15 protein-coding genes and 1 tRNA gene are annotated in these 17,619 nt (G+C 47.8%); 10 read left to right on the plus strand and 6 right to left on the minus strand.

Features of this window, described 5'->3' with window-relative positions:
• The first annotated feature begins 52 nt into the window (after positions 1–52).
• Positions 53–1,363 (plus strand): capsule assembly Wzi family protein, encoded by a 1,311-nt coding sequence (locus ACN0RF_RS05190; protein ID WP_342487504.1) that lies wholly within the window; start codon positions 53–55, stop codon positions 1,361–1,363.
• Here the strand turns inward: ACN0RF_RS05190 and ACN0RF_RS05195 are convergent.
• Genes ACN0RF_RS05195 through ACN0RF_RS05210 form a run of 4 tightly spaced genes read right to left on the minus strand, consistent with a single transcriptional unit; the run spans position 1,360 to position 6,589 of the window.
• A complete protein-coding gene (locus ACN0RF_RS05195) occupies positions 1,360–1,914 on the minus strand; it encodes a PqiC family protein (RefSeq protein ID WP_417438259.1) in 555 nt (184 codons plus the stop codon). The genes ACN0RF_RS05190 and ACN0RF_RS05195 overlap by 4 nt on opposite strands.
• Positions 1,907–3,547 (minus strand): intermembrane transport protein PqiB, encoded by a 1,641-nt coding sequence (pqiB, locus tag ACN0RF_RS05200; RefSeq protein WP_417438260.1) that lies wholly within the window; start codon positions 3,545–3,547, stop codon positions 1,907–1,909. Before pqiB ends, ACN0RF_RS05195 begins: the two co-directional genes overlap by 8 nt.
• Entirely contained in the window at positions 3,544–4,797 is a 1,254-nt protein-coding gene (locus ACN0RF_RS05205) for a PqiA/YebS family transporter subunit (protein WP_417438261.1), read from the minus strand. The genes pqiB and ACN0RF_RS05205 overlap by 4 nt, the downstream gene beginning before the upstream one ends.
• Positions 4,760–6,589, minus strand: a complete 1,830-nt coding sequence (locus ACN0RF_RS05210) for a cation:proton antiporter (protein WP_417438262.1) — start codon at positions 6,587–6,589, stop codon at positions 4,760–4,762. Before ACN0RF_RS05210 ends, ACN0RF_RS05205 begins: the two co-directional genes overlap by 38 nt.
• Before the next feature lie 173 nt (positions 6,590–6,762).
• On the opposite strand from ACN0RF_RS05210, the gene ACN0RF_RS05215 reads away from it, so the two are divergent.
• The 9 genes from ACN0RF_RS05215 to bfr (ACN0RF_RS05255) all read left to right on the plus strand — a co-directional run bounded on the left by ACN0RF_RS05215 (position 6,763) and on the right by bfr (ACN0RF_RS05255) (position 15,764).
• Entirely contained in the window at positions 6,763–7,788 is a 1,026-nt protein-coding gene (locus tag ACN0RF_RS05215) for a Fe(3+) ABC transporter substrate-binding protein (RefSeq protein WP_114981580.1), read from the plus strand.
• Positions 7,789–7,810: 22 nt separating this feature from the next.
• Entirely contained in the window at positions 7,811–9,439 is a 1,629-nt protein-coding gene (locus ACN0RF_RS05220) for an ABC transporter permease (RefSeq protein ID WP_287796387.1), read from the plus strand.
• Positions 9,440–10,498, plus strand: a complete 1,059-nt coding sequence (locus tag ACN0RF_RS05225; RefSeq protein WP_286825150.1) for an ABC transporter ATP-binding protein — start codon at positions 9,440–9,442, stop codon at positions 10,496–10,498. It begins immediately after the preceding gene.
• 73 nt (positions 10,499–10,571) lie between these two features.
• Positions 10,572–11,513, plus strand: coding sequence for a CorA family divalent cation transporter (locus tag ACN0RF_RS05230; protein WP_417438263.1), 942 nt, complete (start codon positions 10,572–10,574; stop codon positions 11,511–11,513).
• A gap of 101 nt (positions 11,514–11,614) precedes the next feature.
• A complete protein-coding gene (locus ACN0RF_RS05235) occupies positions 11,615–13,486 on the plus strand; it encodes an acetate--CoA ligase (RefSeq protein ID WP_417438264.1) in 1,872 nt (623 codons plus the stop codon).
• Between the two features lie 36 nt (positions 13,487–13,522).
• A complete protein-coding gene (locus tag ACN0RF_RS05240; RefSeq protein ID WP_110012675.1) occupies positions 13,523–14,500 on the plus strand; it encodes a calcium/sodium antiporter in 978 nt (325 codons plus the stop codon).
• Positions 14,501–14,562: 62 nt separating this feature from the next.
• Entirely contained in the window at positions 14,563–14,787 is a 225-nt protein-coding gene (locus ACN0RF_RS05245; protein ID WP_114981584.1) for a (2Fe-2S)-binding protein, read from the plus strand.
• Positions 14,788–14,820: 33 nt separating this feature from the next.
• A complete protein-coding gene (gene bfr / locus ACN0RF_RS05250; RefSeq protein WP_034819886.1) occupies positions 14,821–15,297 on the plus strand; it encodes a bacterioferritin in 477 nt (158 codons plus the stop codon).
• A complete protein-coding gene (bfr, locus tag ACN0RF_RS05255) occupies positions 15,297–15,764 on the plus strand; it encodes a bacterioferritin (RefSeq protein WP_110012677.1) in 468 nt (155 codons plus the stop codon). The genes bfr (ACN0RF_RS05250) and bfr (ACN0RF_RS05255) overlap by 1 nt, the downstream gene beginning before the upstream one ends.
• A 60-nt stretch (positions 15,765–15,824) precedes the next feature.
• Here bfr (ACN0RF_RS05255) and ACN0RF_RS05260 read toward each other — a convergent pair.
• Together ACN0RF_RS05260 and ACN0RF_RS05265 are read right to left on the minus strand one after the other, a co-directional pair.
• Positions 15,825–15,912: transfer RNA gene (locus ACN0RF_RS05260), tRNA-Ser, on the minus strand.
• A 46-nt stretch (positions 15,913–15,958) separates the two neighbouring features.
• Positions 15,959–17,590, minus strand: coding sequence for a methyl-accepting chemotaxis protein (locus ACN0RF_RS05265; RefSeq protein WP_417438265.1), 1,632 nt, complete (start codon positions 17,588–17,590; stop codon positions 15,959–15,961).
• Positions 17,591–17,619 lie beyond the last annotated feature (29 nt).

The raw sequence follows: 17,619 nt of genomic DNA on the forward strand, positions 1-17,619 counted from the left end.
AAATTTCTGGCAGTATAGAACGTAATTTGTCATAGGGATTCAAATCAGTTTCATGTCATCCATCTCATTTTTTCGTAACACACTTATTGCTGGCGGTCTTAGCTTACTCATTACCCCTTCTGCACTTAGCTCCGTATGGATTGAAGCTGATGACGCGGAATTGCGAAACAGTCTGATTGTATTGGCTGAATCAGGGCTTATCAAAACACCTATTCAGCAATTTCCAGTCACCTGGAAAAGCTTATTGCCTGAGCTGGATGCACTTGAATTAAAAGACCTAAGTCCAACCCAGCAATTGGCGTTACGCCATGTGCGTCATCAATTGTCACAAGCTCAGAATGGGCCTAAAACACGATGGTATATTGGTGCAACGGATAGTGAACAAGTCGTTCAGGATTACGGCGACGACACCTATGAAGAAGGTAAAATTAGCCTAAGCCGCAGTATGCACGGTACTAACTGGGCGGCCAGAATTCAGGTGAACTATCGTCAGGACCCTTTTGAAGGCGATCACAAAAAGACTTTGGATGGCAGTTACTTAGCTTACAATATGAATGACTGGAGCTTCAGTCTGGATTCACTGCCACTGCGTTGGGGGCCGGCAGAGCACAGCAGCTTGTTGTTTTCTAACAATGCTCGCCCTATGCCCAAAATTCGAATCGATTACGCTCCTGATTATCCACCCGCCGGAATGAATCCATTCAAAATCAGTTTATTCAGTGCCTATCAGGACGATGGATACAGCGACCATTACCGGGTTAGCGGCATCCGCTTTTCCAGTCAGTTATTTCAGCATTTATGGTTTGGCATTAGCGCTATTGAACAAAGCGGCGACAACCGCCCAGACAACCGAATGTTAACAGCTGATGCCAGAACCGGTTTCGACTGGGGAGCTCATCAATTTTCAGCTTACGCAGAACTGGGTATAGACCGAAAACTGGAAACCGATGACAAGCCAGTATATACCCTGGGAGCGCAATGGATGACCGGCTCTAAAGAGCGTCGTCATAGCTTTACGGTTGAATACAGTCAGTTGGATGGCGGAGAAGAACACGACTTCTATTCGCTGGACGAAAATCAAAAACAGTACTTTCTGAACCACCAGCGTAACCCAGGCTCACCCTTTCCCCGTGAAAGTCAGACTGTATCAGCCAGCTATCGCCAGTTTACAGCCGACGGCTCAGCCTGGACGGCGCTGGTCAGTCATAGTAAAGAGCAAGACGATAACACCCTGTCACGAGCGTTACTACGGCGCACTGAACCAGCCTTTTCCGGTTTAGTTAACCTCTCTTTGCAATACCTTGACGGCAGCAACTACGATGGCGAAGTGGGCGTACAGCTGAGCGGAGAATGGCGCTTTTAACGCGCCAGCTTCTGCCCTACTCCCAGGCTGATGGTGTCCATTACATTCAGCCAGGCCTCATCCAGAGCATTGACTAAGGCAGGATAGCCGTCGCTTTTTAATGGCATGCTTTCAGTAAAGGTTCCTTCCAGCACCGTCTGGTTATCCTGGCTTTTGTACTCCCAATGGCCTGCAACCACTGCCCGCGAGTCATTGCTTCCATAAAAATCATCAACCCAAACCGTTAGCTTGCCATCGCAATTATCAGCCAGCAGCAAGCGTTGCGCACTGCGTTGAAGCTGGTGCGCCAAAGGCGTACTCCAGCGATGCTGCCTTGCACTGTGCCAGCGGGTTTCATCCTGCTGTAACTGTAACCCGGGTTTTGCCGCCGAGTCACCGACAAATACAGGACGCTTATTCGTCTGACACAAGGCTTCTGCAGACTGATTTAGATGAGGAAGTCGATATTGCGTTACCTCATAGGTGTTAGAGGAGCACCCGGCAACCAAAGCAATTGTTGCCCCTATAACAAGCGACTTGAGTGTTTTTGGAAAAGAATATCTGCTATTCATAAGCTTTTGGCTCCGGATCGGGCTCTATAGATGGGCTAAAAATAAGCGAGTTCGGCTGTTCCTGTAACAATTCAATGACCGGTTTTAACTCACGTGAAAGCTGCTCAATTTCAGTCAATGTCTGATTAAGCTGCTGTCGTGTCGGGGAACCTTCACTAAAGCTGCCTGTCAGTTCTTTCAGCTGAATAAGGTTTTGTTGAAATAACTGAGGCAATTGCTTCATCTGTGGTTGTTCAACAATAGCAGCAAGACTTTCCGACACACTATCCAGCTTCTTAGCTGTACTATCGACGGAGCTCATTGCTGCCGAAAAATCGTTAAGCCCCTGCTCCAGTGGCAATTGATTGAATTTATCCATCAATGCCGTTAACTTCTCTTCCAGTCGGGCGAAGTCACTGGCCATTGCCGGCATAACCGGATACCCGGCAAATTTATCGTCGACACTTTCCTCATCAGCATTAGGGTAAAAACGAACATCGACAAACAAGGTATTGGTTAATAGGTTAGAAGCCCGGATATTCGCCCGTAAGCCCTGCTTAAATAACTCAGGCAAACGTTTTTCCCAATTTTCAATATCAGTATCGGCCACCAGCCCCCGTAAGCGCTCGGGTTCAAATCGAATAAGAATAGGGATACGTTTTAACGGAGCTTCATCGCCATTTTCCGGAAACCAACGCAACGGCACTTCTCTGACAGTGCCAACGCGCACGCCCTTAAATTGAACTGGAGCTCCTTTTTCAAGGCCTGCAACTGATTCATCCAGTAAGACAACGTAATCAATACCGTGGATATAACCCTGCTGTTTTGCCTCTTCCAGGCTTTCAAACAGTTCGAATTCCTGTTCGCTGGTCAGCTTATCTCCCCGTGGTTGTCCCTCAGGAACACCAAAGGTTACACTGGCTCCCAATAAAGACTCTATTGAGCCCAGAGCCAAATCCAGCCCCTGAGAATTCCACTGAATAGAAACGCCACGCTGCAACCAGAATCGCGTATTCTCGGTAATAAGCTCGTCATAAGGAGCTTTCACAAAAATTTGATAGCGAGTTTGTCGTTCATCAACCAAAAACTCCGCTTGCTCAACCTGACCAACAGTAAAGCCTTGATACTGCACTGAATCGCCTACCGTCACGCTGGTTTGCCCCTCACTGGTTAAATTTAACCGGCGACCGGGAGTTTCCTGAGAAGTGACCGGCGGTTGCTCCAGGGCTTTAAAGTGCGACTGCTGCTCCTTAGATTCACCCGGCTGCAAACGAATATACGCACCTGAGAGCAAGGTTCCCAGACCGCTAATTCCCTGTCGCCCGATCCTTGGTTTTACTACCCAGATACGGGTATCCGGGTTTAGCATGCGCTCAGTTCCTTCGTTCATCGCTACTTCAATAACCGCCGAAGAAAAATCTTCTGATAGACGCACCTCAGTGACCTGTCCGACGTCTACGTTACGGACTTTCACCTGAGTTTTTCCGGCCTCAATGCCTTCGGCATCCCCTACCGCCACTGTAATAGTAGGCCCGGTTCCGCGAGTATCCTGCCAAACCATCCAAAGTGCCACAGCAAGAGCAAGCAGCGGTACAATCCAGACCGGCGATATACCGGTAAATTTGCGGGCCTTACTAGTTGAACTCTCTGTCATTTATCTGCCTCTCGCCAGAATAAGCGTGTATCAAAACTCATTGCTGCAAGCATAGTAAGAACGACGGCTGCCGCAAATGAAACCGCTGCACTGCCGGGATAAACCGACATTACGGAGCCACTACGAACCAAAGCTACCAGTATCGCAACAACAAAAATATCGATCATCGACCAGCGTCCTATCCAATCCGTCAGTTTAAATAAAATAAGGCGGTGACGAACCGTTTGCGGAGTTTGCCAGCGCGCTAATATGAGCAAAGTCGCAAGCACCAGCACTTTTGCTACGGGGATAACCAGACTGGCTACAAAAACAATAGCGGCTATTGGTTTGTCTCCACTTTGCCATAACTCCGTTACCCCGCCAATTATGGTCGACGGTTGATCGTTACCAAAACGGACAGTTTCCATAACCGGCAACCAATGCGCAGGAATTAACATGATAGCGCCGGCAATAATTAATGCGACCGTTGTCCCCGGCTTACGCCACCAGGACGTTTTCTGCGGCTCTGTACATTGGTAACAAGTATCTGCGCTCTGAGAGTTCAGCGCATAACATACCGGGCAAGTCTGCAAGCCTTGCTCAAATGCGGTCATTCCGGGTTTGGCGTCTGGTGCTGACTGTGACGTTTTAATCAAATGTCGCCAAACGGGTGTATGTTTCGCCCGCTCATAAACAAAAAGCAACAGTACAACAAAGGCACTAAAGCTCCAGAAGCCCTCCAGTAAGCGAATGTCTGCCAGGCTGGAGATTTTAACTAGTGCCACCAAAGTGCCAAGCAGGAAAACGTCGGTCATTAACCAGGGCTTTAAGTGCTCGGTTAAGCGAAGTAAATACAAACTGGCTCGGTTCCGCGCTACATTTTTAGTCTGACTATAAACCCAAATAAGGCTTAACAGATAAATTAACGGAATGAGAATAACCGTTAGAAGAACCAACACAGCCAATACTTTTTCGTGAAAATAAGAAAGCTGCCAGGCAGCATCCATTAAAGTCATGGACTGCTCAACACCGGCCGCGGAATAACGAATAAAGTCGACTGACAAACTGGCCAGAAGCATTACCAGAGCGGCGGTGGCTATTGCCACCAAAGTAAAATGCTCTGTTTTCTTACCATGCTCCAGAATATACCCACAACGTGGGCATTCAGCTCGTTCATTCGCCGAAAGAACGACTCGTCGGCTTACCCAGTCGCATTGCGGGCAGCCGACAACATCATTCTTTTCGTTCTGCGTTATCCTGCTCGACGTCATTTTCTTCAGGCTCCGCTGAAATCATGGCTATTACCGTCCAACCCGGCTGCGGTATCAATTCCCTTTCGGTGGTAAAGATATGGAGCTTTTCGGCATCGTCCAATGCAAACATCGGCAAGGCACGAGTTCCATACTTCTGCTGATAGTCTGCAAAACTAAAACTGTCGGTAATAGGTGTCGACTTAATTTTAGCGCCTTTAAAATGCAGGCTGGCAAGTTTTGAATAAGTTACGCTGTCGCCAAACAAGTTTAATGTTTTGCGGTAATTTTCGGTCAACTGGTGGCTGGCCCGGTAATCCTGCTCTCCACCGTTCAGGCCATGCACTTTTCTGGAACCAAACCAGTCCTGATAATACATCGACACTAAAGGGTTTAGTTGTTTGTAGGGTGACATAACTAACAGTTGACCAAGACCGGTTAAATCAATGTTATTAGCGGCGTGCTCAGATGCCGGATTACCAAAATACACCGGTAAATTATCCATCCGCGCTAACTTGATGTTTTCCCAGTTAGTATCAGCCAGACGAACGGGGATGCCGCTTTCCTGTATGCTTTTTGCAACGGCCCGCGCCATTTGGTTAGCACCGAAAATTAAGAAGCCTTTGGCTTGTGGTTCCAGCAGCCCAAGCATTCTGGCTAATGGTTTCGCGGTTAAACTCTGCAATACAACGGTGGTCATTATCACCAGAAAAACCAGTGGAACAACCGCCGCAGCTTCGGTCCAGCCAGATTCTTCCATTTTTAACGCAAATAATGCAGAAACTGCCGCCGCAACAATACCGCGAGGCGCTATCCAGGATAATAAAACCTTATCTTTAAATCTTAATTCGGTTCCTATCGCAGACAACCACACAGCCAAAGGGCGCACCGCAAACAAAATAATGGCAATTAGAATAACCGCAGGGATTCCCAGCGCATCAAACTCTGAAAAATCCAGTCGGGCGGCCAGAATAATGAAAAGCGCGGAAATAAGAAGCACACTGAGGGTTTCTTTAAACTCCAGTATTTCTTCCATATTGAGGTTACGGGTATTGGCCATAACCATGCCCATAACAGTGACGGTTAGTAAGCCAGACTCATGCTGAATCGCATTAGATAACGCGAAGACACCCAGCACTATGGTTAGGGTAGCAACGTTTTGCAAATAATGCGGAAACCAGCCCCGACCTAAAGCTAAACCCAGCAGGCGGGCTGCCCCCCAACCAAGCGCAAAACCGATAGCAATGGTTGTCGCAAAGGCCTGCAAAGCATGCAGGAAAGCAACATCCTGGCTGGCAATAATAAACTCGTATACCAGTACCGCGAGCAAGGCGCCCAGCGGATCAATAATAATGCCTTCCCAGCGCAAAATATTCGCTAACTTATTAATCGGCCGGATAGACCGTATCATGGGCTGGATAACGGTCGGCCCTGTGACCACAACAAGGGCTCCGAACAAGGCTGAAATTTCCCAGCCATAGCCCATAATAAAATGCGTTAGTATGGCGATAACCACAAAGGTTACCAGCATGCCAATGCTCACCAGGTTAGTTACCATGCGACCATGACCACGAATTTCTTCAAATTTCAGGGTCAGGCTGCCTTCAAATAAAATAACCGCCACCGCTAATGAGACAAAAGGAAAGAGTAAATCCTCAAATAGCGAGTCTGGTTCAAGTAACCCCAGAGTGGGCCCTAGCAGTAAGCCACAAATTAACAACGGCAGTATTGCCGGCAGCTTAATACGCCACGCCAACCACTGACAACTAATGGACAATACGCCAATCAGGGCAAGCATCGATAAGTCAGACATAATTTCTCCGCTGAAAGTAAGTCGTTTTAGAATAGCAGAAGCTAACACTCTGACTACCCTCAAATAACGAATTTAGATGACTATTTTTTAAATGAGAATGGCTATCATTATTCGCTTTGTTTGATATAATCATCGCGTTTCTCTCAAGATAGTTCGTTAAGGAGTCATCTGAAATGCGTAAGTTTCATTCACTATTGGCAATATTTGCTGCGACTTCTGCGACACTGGTGTCCTTCACTAGCGCCGCCGCTGAAGTTAATATTTACTCAGCCCGAAAAGAAGCGCTGATCAAACCCGTTCTGGAAAAATTTACCGAAGAGACGGGCATCGAAGTTAATTTATTAACCGGTAAAGCCGACGCGCTACTTGCCCGGCTTAACTCCGAAGGCAAAAATACCCCGGCAGATTTATTCTTAACCGTTGACGCAGGAGCTTTGCACCGCGCTGTTCAAGCTGACGCATTCCAACCGGTAAGCTCTGACGAAATTAATTCAGCCGTTCCTTCGCATTTTCGCTCTACCGACAACCTTTGGTTCGGATTAAGTTTACGCGCCCGCCCAATTTTTTACTCGCCAGAGCGCGTTAACCCGGACGAACTGGAATCTTATTTAAGCCTGGCGGATGATAAGTGGAACGACCGTATCTGCATTCGCTCTTCCAATAACCTGTATAATCAGTCGTTAGTTGCTGCGCTAATTGAACACCACGGCGCAGAAAAAACGGAAGAATGGGCAGAAAACTTTGTCGCAAACTTTGCCCGTAAACCGGTTGGTGGTGACCGTGACCAAATTAAAGGCGTTGCCTTTGGCGTTTGCGATATCGCAGTTGCTAATACCTACTACTTTGGCCATATGCTGAACTCCGATGACGCAGAAGAACGTGCAGCGGCCGAAAAAGTGAAAATATTCTGGCCAGCTCAGGACAAACAAGGTGCCCATGTGAACGTTTCTGGTATAGGTATCACCAAACACGCTAAAAACGTTGACGAGGCTCAAAAGCTAATCGAGTTCCTAGTCTCTGAAGAGTCACAAAAATGGTATGCTCAGGCAAACTATGAATACCCGGTTCGCGAAGGCGTTGAGTGGAGTGAAACACTCCAGCAATGGGGTGACTTTAAACAGGATGATATTGAAATGGATATTCTGGGTGAAAATAACGGCGACGCCGTGCGCTTAATGAACCGTGCCGGCTGGCGTTAATTTGCTACCAGGAGATGTATAAATGAACCGTGGCACGCTGTTGCTGTTTGCCGTCGCGGTCTTGATAGGGCTACCACTCATTGTGGTAGCTTTGTCGTTACTGAACCCTCAATGGGACACTCTGCAACATCTTTGGCAAACCGTGATACCGGAATACATCGGTCATTCAGTGATCTTATTATTCGCTGTCGGTACCGGCGTTACTTTGCTCGGGGTAAGTACGGCCTGGTGTATTAGTCAGTATGACTTTCCCGGCTGGCGCTGGCTAAGCTGGGCATTACTACTTCCGTTAGCTATGCCGGCCTACATTACGGCCTATACCTATACCGGCCTGCTTGACTATGCCGGCCCGGTCCAGGGCCTTATCCGGGACATTTTCTCCGTCAATATCGGTGAGTACTGGTTTCCGGAAATACGCAGTCTGAATGGCGCTATCTTTGTTCTCTGTATTGTTCTTTACCCCTACGTTTACCTTATTACCCGATCCGCTTTCATGCAGCAATCGACAACCGCGTTTGAAAGTGCGAAAACTCTGGGTGCCAGCTCATTAAGAAGTTTCTGGAAAGTTGCTCTGCCACTGGCGCGTCCGGCTATAGCAACCGGTGTCACTCTGGCCTTAATGGAAACTCTGGCAGACTACGGCACCATGGAATACTTTGGCATCACGGTATTTACCACAGGTATCTTCCGCACCTGGTATGGTATTGGAGATGCACAGGGAGCGCTGCAGCTATCGGCTTTACTGCTGGTATTTGTCATTATTTTAATAATGGTTGAGCGCTACTCAAGACGTCGGGCTCGCTTTTATCAGCAGCGTTCTGCAACCAAGCCTCCTCAGCGCAGGCCATTAAGCGGCTGGCGGGCGGCGTTGGCTTCGCTGGTGTGCTGGCTGCCAGTCGTGCTCGGCTTTATGATACCAGCAGCACAGTTGCTCTGGTGGTCGGTTCAGAAGTCTGAAATATGGCAGCAAAGCGAATTCTGGGTGCTAACCTTTAACACGCTTTGGCTGGGATTATTAGCGGCATTAATTACTGTCGCTCTGGCGTTATGGCTTGCTTATGGTCGCCGTCGCCACCCTACCCGACCTTTGCGCGCCGCTATCAGTCTGGCGGGTATGGGTTACGCTATTCCCGGTATTGTTATAGCAGTAGGGTTGTTGTCACCTTTAGCCTGGCTTGATAATCACATTATCGCTATCAGTGAATGGATGTTTGACTTTAATCCCGGGTTATTATTCTCCGGTACCGTTATCGCGCTCTTATTTGCCTACAGCGTTCGGTTTTTATCGGTGTCCTTGCAAACCGTTAACTCGGGACTGGAACAAATTACACCGCAAATGGACGATACCGCGCGAACTCTGGGCGCCAGCGGTAAACGTATTTTATGGCGGGTTCATTTGCCGTTGCTCCGCAGTCCGTTACTGGCTGCGTTAATTTTAGTACTGGTCGATGTGATGAAAGAACTGCCCGCCACGCTGGTATTACGTCCATTTGACTTTAACACTCTGGCGGTGCGCGCATTCGAAATGGCCTCTGATGAACGCTTAGCCGATGCCGGCCCCCCCGCATTGATGATTGTCGCAGTCGGGTTAATTCCGGTTATCATGCTGTCCCGAGCCTTACGCAGCAAAACACTGAAAGCAGGAGAGTAAATGAGCACATTACTGAATATTGACGCAGTCAGCATCCAGCTCTCCGGTGATCTCATCGTAGATAGACTGAGTTTGTCTCTGGAGCCGGGAGATATAGGCTGCCTGCTCGGTCCCAGCGGCTGTGGTAAAACCACTTTACTGCGCGCTATAGCTGGCTTTATTCCGGTTTCCAGCGGACACGTTGAACTGCATGGAAAAACCGTCTCATCCAGCCGGGTGCAAATACCAACCGAACAAAGAGAAGTTGGTATGATGTTTCAGGACTTTTCGTTGTTCCCGCACTTAACTGTGGCCGACAATATCCGTTTTGGCATTAACCGTTTACCTAAAAAACAGCAAGACGAGCGAGTTAAAGAGCTGCTGATCCGCATTGGCCTCAACGGTTATCAAAACCGCTACCCGCACGAGTTATCCGGAGGGCAACAACAACGTATTGCTCTGGCCCGCGCTCTGGCTCCCAAACCTAAGCTGATGCTGCTTGATGAGCCCTTCTCCAGCCTTGATGCCGAGCTGCGCGAAGTTCTGGCTCACGACGTAAGACGATTGCTAAAAGAAGAAGGTATTACGGCCCTGTTGGTTACTCATGATCAGCAGGAAGCCTTTGCCATGGCAGATAAATCCGGCGTGATGTATTCAGGTCAGCTGCTGCAGTGGGAAACGCCTTATGCTCTTTACCATCAGCCGACGCATCAACTGGTCGCTGACTTTATTGGCCGCGGCGTGTTGCTCAATGGCGAAATAAGAGAACATCAACTGCATTGCGCATTCGGAGTCATAGAGCACTCACAGTTGCACAATAAGCCCGACATGAGTGTTAATTTTTTAGTGCGTCCCGATGACGTATTAATTAATAACGACAGCAGTATGAGGGCTATAGTGGTTGGCTGCGGCTTTCGTGGTTCTCATTATCTCTATACTCTGGAACTGGCCGATACCAGTCACGTACTGGCTGTAGGTCCTTCGCATCAACCGTTAAAAACCGGCGAACAAATCGGAATTGATATCGACTTTGATCACTTAGTGGTATTCGATTCGTCTTTGTGCGAATTGCCTGACTAATTGGTGTGTAAAACAAATGACAAGTTGAATGCCTCACTATAGACTTTGAATAATTGTCATATGTGAGGATTCTATGGATTTTTTAATTGACGCCTGGGATTTCAGTCAACATCCCGCGAAACAACTTCAGTCGCCATCAAGTGCGACAGAAAACACCTGGTTTCATTTTCAGCGTGATGCCGAAGGACTAACCGAATGGTTAACTCAAGCAGGTATACCAGAACCTCTGATTGACGCGGTATTGGAAGAAGATACCCGCCCCCGTTTTCAGCGTTTACCCGACGGTTTTATGCTGTTGCTACGGGGCGTTAATTTAAACACCGGCGAATCCCCCGAAGACATGCTCAGTCTGCGCTTACTCTACTATAAAGGCGCCTTGTACAGCTTTCGTAAACGTCCTTTTTTATCCATAGCAAAATTGCGTGAGCAACTTGACCAAAAATTGGGGCCGGAGTCATTACACGACTTTATCGTTGCCTTAATTGAGCAACTGAATTTACGAATTGAAGATGTGGTGTCTTCGGCAGAGCAACAACTGGAAGCCATTGAGGGTGAAGGCTTTGATAATACGGCATCGGTTCAGGTAAAACTCACGGCTTTACACCGTCGTCTGTTACGACTTAACCGCTTTATCCGTCCACAGTTGGCCGCTTTAGAAAAACTCAGTACAGAAACCGAAAAGGTTATGAACACGGAGTTACACCAGTGGCTTATCAACGAGCGCGATACCACTCAGCGTTTATTCGAACAAATTGACCTGATGCTAGAGCAAGTCTGGATGCAGCGCGAGCAGTTGCAGCAAGCCATAGCCGAAAAGATGAATCGCAACACCTATTGGCTTTCGGTTATTGCCGGAGTGTTCTTACCCCTTAGCTTTTTAACCGGTGTTTTTGGAATAAATATTGGTGGCATGCCAGGGGTAGAAAGTGAAGATGCGTTTATGATTTTCTGTGGTGCGCTGGTGGTTATCGCTATTGTCGAATTCCTGTTATTGCGACGTCTGAGATTCTGGTAAATCTGACTTATATCAAGGCTGTTTAGACCTAAGTCGAATAGGAAATTTAGGCCAACAGAATATGCTTAAAGGCTCTGCATAAAAGGATTTGAGGTAGTGCTATGCAAGCCTATAAAAACGTTTACTCCGAAGCTCAGCAAGATCCTGAAGGTTTTTGGCTGGAGCAAGCGCGTCGCTTAAATTGGTTCAAAACCCCTAAAGTCGCTGCACAGGTCAAAAAGAATGGACTGGCAGACTGGTTTCCGGATGGCGAAGTTAACATCAGTTATTTAGCACTCGATGCACAAATAGAAGCAGGCCGCGGCGAGCAAGTCGCTTTGTATTACGACTCTCCGGTCACCCAAAGCAAAGCAAGTTACACCTTTAATCAGTTGCGTGAACAGGTTGCCTGCTTTGCTCATGTCCTGAAGCAACAAGGCGTAGAAAAAGGCGACCGGGTTATTATTTATCTCCCCATGATCCCGCAAGCTGCTATTGCAATGCTGGCCTGCGCCCGCATTGGGGCAATTCATTCGGTCGTCTTTGGTGGTTTCGCAGCGCACGAACTGGCTGTTCGCATAGATGACGCGGCTCCCAAACTCATTATCACCGCGTCTTGTGGTATTGAGGGGACAAAAGTTCTGCCCTACAAACCTATTGTGGATAAAGCTTTGGCGGAAGCGATCTACAAGCCGCGTACCATTGTCTACCAGCGCGAGCAGTGTCAGGCAGAAATGCAGGAAGGTCAGGACACCGACTGGGAACAGGCATTGGCGACAGCAAGCCCTGTAGAAGCTGTTCCTGTACCGGCAACTCACCCTCTTTATATTCTCTATACCTCGGGCACTACGGGCAAGCCGAAAGGCGTTGTGCGTGACCACGGTGGCTATGCCGTAGCCCTGAATTTTTCCATGAATTACGTTTACGGATTAAAGCCGGGGGAAGTCTTCTTCACGGCATCCGACGTGGGCTGGGTCGTTGGTCACTCTTATATTGTTTATGGGCCACTGCTCTTTGGCTGCAGCAGCGTACTCTACGAAGGCAAGCCGGTTAATACGCCAGACGCAGGAGCCTTCTGGCGTATCGTTCAGGACTATAACGTCAGCGCCATCTTTTCTGCTCCGACGGCTTTCCGGGCAATAAAAAAAGAAGACCCTGAAGGCGAATTTATCCAGCGCTATAACTTAAGCTCACTGAAACGCATTTACATGGCCGGAGAGCGTTTAGATCCGGCTACCTATGAATGGACAACCGAATTAACCGACTTGCCGGTTTACGATCACTGGTGGCAGACCGAGAGCGGCTGGCCAATGTGCGCTAACCCTGTTGGTATTGAAGCGGTAAAAGTAAAACCTGGCTCTTCCACCTTTCCGGTTCCCGGCTATGAAATCAGTGTCCTCGACCCACTGGGAAAAAGTTTAGGCAGCAAAGAAGAAGGGGCAATTTGTGTACGCTTACCTTTACCTCCCGGATGTCTGACTACCGTATGGGGCGATGAACAGCGGCTGCACAGTAGTTACCTCAACGCCTTTCCGGGTTATTACTGCAGTGGCGACGGAGGGTACATCGACGAACAAGGCTATGTTTTTATCATGGGCCGTACAGACGATGTAATAAACGTTGCAGGCCATCGCTTGTCTACCGGAGAAATGGAAGAAATTCTGGCCGCTCACAAAGATGTTGCAGAATGTGCCGTTGTCGCCCAACCCGACGAACTAAAAGGTGAATTGCCGGTTGGTTTTGTTATTCTTAAAAACGCCTCCACTATTGGTCACGAGCAATTGCAACAGGAACTTATCCAGTCAATACGAGCAGAAATTGGCGCTATTGCCTGTCTTAAAACCTTACATGTTGTGTCGCGGCTACCTAAAACACGGTCAGGAAAAATACTGAGACGTCTTATTCGGCAGGTATTACAAGGCCAGGATGTCGCTGTTCCTTCAACCATTGATGATCCGTCAAGTATTGATGCTATTAAGGAAACCATGCGTTAAACTAGCGCCCTTTCTTTTAAACAGGATCAGGGTGTTATGACGTTATCGATTGTTGCGGTCATTATAGGTTTGGCTGTTTTGGTCTGGAGTGCCGACCGCTTTGTTGAAGGTGCAGCCGCAGTAGCAAAACATCTGGGCATGGCGCCATTAGTTATCGGTATGGTCATTATAGGCTTCGGTACATCGGCGCCGGAAATGGTCGTATCGGCATTGGCGTCAATGCAGGGCAACCCCGCATTAGCACTGGGTAACGCTTATGGCTCGAACATAACCAACATAGCGCTGGTTTTAGGTATTACCGCCATGCTCGCCCCTATTGCGGTTAAATCTGTGGTTATCCGCCGTGAAATGCCAGTGCTAATCGCAATAACCCTGTTAAGCGCCCTCTTTTTGCTCGACTATCAAATTACCAGACTGGAAGCTATTCTTCTGTTAGTTGTTTTTGTTGGCTACATGGGCTGGTCAATCTGGATAGGCTCAAAAAGCAGCGACGACAGCTTAGCCGCGGAATTCACCGAAGAACTGGACGCAAACCCTCTGCCAATGAAGCCCGCTATTATTTGGCTTATTGTGGGCTTATTGCTGCTCATTGTCAGTTCACGTGCTTTAGTGTGGGGCGCCGTAAACATTGCGGTATCACTCGGCGTCAGCGATTTAGTCATAGGCTTAACTGTAGTCGCCATTGGTACCTCCTTACCAGAGCTTGCTTCCGCCATTGCGGCAACCCGCAAGAATGAGCACGACCTGGCACTGGGCAACGTTATCGGCTCTAATATGTTCAATACTCTGGCTGTGGTGGGTATTGCCGGTGCTATCGAGCCGGTTTCGCTTGAGCCTCTGGTATTAAGTCGCGACTGGGTTGCTATGGCTGTACTGACATTACTGCTAATGGTCTTTGGTATTCGCAAGGCACGACAAGGGCGAATTAACCGCGTACACGGGTTTATCTTTATCTGCCTGTACTTGCTCTACACATTGTACTTGTTGAAAACCGGCTTCATCGCCCCGCAATAAAACACTATTGCAAATCGTTCGCATTTAACATAGACTGTCACTATCAAGTGAGGTGATAGTCTATGTATGTTTGTCTTTGTAAAGGTATTAACGATAAAGTCATCCATCAGGCCGTAGTTTCTGGTGAGGTGAACTCAATGCGAGACTTACGCCAGCAATACGGTGTGGCCTCACAGTGTGGCTGCTGTAAAAACTGCGCCAAAGATGTTCTTCACGAAGCCCTCGAACAACGTTCCAATCAAGCAGGTAAAGAGACTCAACTTCCGGTTTCCGTATGCTACACTTAATTCATACCTAGTGAATTAAGGAGTAATACGGCTATGAAAGGTGATGCTAAAGTCATCCAGCAACTGAATAAAATACTGACGCTCAAACTTACCGCCATTAATCAGTACTTTCTTCATGCCCGCATGTATCGTAACTGGGGCTTCGAAAGTTTGAACAAGCCTGTTTATAAAGCCTCTATTAATGAAATGAAGCACGCCGATGTGCTTATCGAACGCATTTTATTTCTGGAAGGCATTCCTAATTTGCAGGAACTGGGTAAGTTATACGTTGGTGAAGACCCAAGAGAAATGCTGGAAATGGACCACAAAGTCCAGTTTAACGATGTCAGCGCAATACGAGAAGCCATAAAAGAGTGTGAGATACACAAAGACTATGTCAGCCGTAACGCTTTACGCGATATTCTCGACTCGCAGGAAGAACATCTCGACTGGATTGAAACTCAAATTGATTTGATATCGCGCCTGGGTAATGAGGTCTATTTACAAACCAAAATTCAAGGAGCTGAATAATGCGCAGAGATAACAATGTAGTTGAGCAGCTAAATCGCCTGCTGGCTTTTGAGTTGACCTCAATTGACCAGTACACCTCACATTCGCGTCAGTATGAAGACATGGGTTTAATGAAGCTTTACGAGCGCATTAACCATGAAATTGATGACGAGCGCGGTCATGCAGACTTGCTCATTCGCAGAATTTTATTTCTGGAAGGCAAACCCAACATGAGCAATCGCGAACCTCATACCATAGGTTCGGATGTCCGGGAAATGCTGGAAAATGATTTGCAACTTGAGCACAACAACGCAAAAACATTGCGTGAAGTCATTGAATACTGCGAAGAAGTGGATGATTACGTTACTCGCGAAATGCTGGTCGGTATTTTAAAAGATACCGAAGAAGATCACGCGTACTGGCTACAGATACAACTGAACTTAATGGACCGACTGGGTGAGCAGCTCTACTTACAAAGCATGATGTAATCCAGTCCCCTCTTTCTGCAGACACAAAAAAACCGCCTCAAGGGCGGTTTCTTTTGTATCTGGCGGAGAGAGAGGGATTCGAACCCTCGATACGTTGCCGTATACACACTTTCCAGGCGTGCTCCTTCAGCCACTCGGACACCTCTCCAGAACGGCCGCTATGGTAGGGGTTTTAGCCGTTCTAATCAAGGGGTTTAAGCAATTTTAAAGCGTTTCATGCCATTATTTAATCGTTTTGCCAGTTCGTTCAGCTCGCGACTGGCTTCACTAATTTGCTCTGAGCCCGCTGCCGTTTGCTCAGCGGCCTGAGTAATAGATGTGAAGTTTTGGTTTATCTCTTCCGCTACGGCGGTTTGTTCTTCTGCTGCAGTCGCAATTTGTGCGTTCATGTCGCTCATTTTTGCAACCGAGCTATTCACCGCATGTAGAGACTTACCGGCGGAGCGCGCCTGTTCAACACTTTCTGCTGCCTTTTCTCTGCCTTTTTCCATAACGGTAACAGCGTCATTGGCACTCACTCGCATGGTTTCAATTAAGCTTTGAATATTACGGGTAGAGTCCTGAGTTCGGTTCGCTAACGCACGCACTTCATCAGCAACCACAGAGAAGCCGCGGCCATGTTCGCCAGCACGGGCAGCCTCAATTGCGGCATTCAACGCCAGTAAATTGGTCTGGTCAGCAATGCCTTCTATTACTTCCAGTACTTTATGAATTTCTGCGGTGCTATCAGATAACTGACCAATAACTTTTGACGCACCTTCAACCTGATTTGCCAGCTCTTCAATAGAGCGTATGGTCGCTTCAACTTCACGGCTACCATCAACTGTCTCTTTATCAGTGTCATCCGCCAGTTGAGCCGCCTGCTCTGTATGCTGAGCCACTTCCCGCACCGTCTGAGCCATCTGATGAATTGCCGTTGCACCCTGAGTGGTCTGCTCCTGCTGCTGAACCACTAATTGCTGGTTATCATTCGCTGTTTCAGAAAGCTCATTTGATGAGTTCAGAATCGTATCTGCCGAATCATTAACGTCTTGCAGAATCTCTCTAAGTTGACAAGCCATGCGGTTAACGTCCGCCATCATGCTATCTTCATAGCGTGTTCGGGTTGAAACAGTTAAGTCATCATCAGCAATGCGCTGCAATACTTCAGCCGCCTCTTCGGGCTCGCCGCCTATGGTGTGAGTCAGCTTAACCACAATCCGCCAGGCTGCTATACCACCCGTAATAATAGCGAAAGCCGTCACCCACCACATTAAAGTGGCAAAGTTTTCGCTACGGTCCATAACACCTTCTGTACCTGACGCTATATTCTGCTCCTGATAATCGATGAAGGTATTAATGCGATTCAGCCACTCCGCATAAACCGGAGACAATTCATTCAGTACATACTCCTGCGCCTGTTGTCGGCGATCTGAACTCAGCAAACGTTCAGTTTCCTCGGCGGCGGCCAGTCCTCGCGCCTGCACGTCTTCAATAGCGGCCAATAATTCACGTTCTTTACTGCTAACCAAAGTGCTGTCAGAAAAAATAGCACTCATGCCCTTATCAGCTGTGTTGTAATTCGTCTTTAAATCATCAATTAGCTCACGCAGCGGAGGACGATCAGCGGCATCATCCACAAGCACTAAATCGCGAAGAGCAATAGCCCGGTCATGGACACTGCCACGATAATTAATAGCAAAGCGTTGTTTTTCACTTCCTACTTCATTCACTCTTGTTAGTGTTTTATCTATTTCGCCAACCTGGTACGTACCGACAATTGTCGTTATAACAAGTAACAGTAGAATAAAGGCAAACCCCGCGTACAATCGATTTGCTATAGTCATTTAATGCTCCAGAATGCGATGAACTATTC

This window comes from Idiomarina sp. (assembly GCF_048260185.1).
Classification (GTDB): Bacteria; Pseudomonadota; Gammaproteobacteria; order Enterobacterales; family Alteromonadaceae; genus Idiomarina.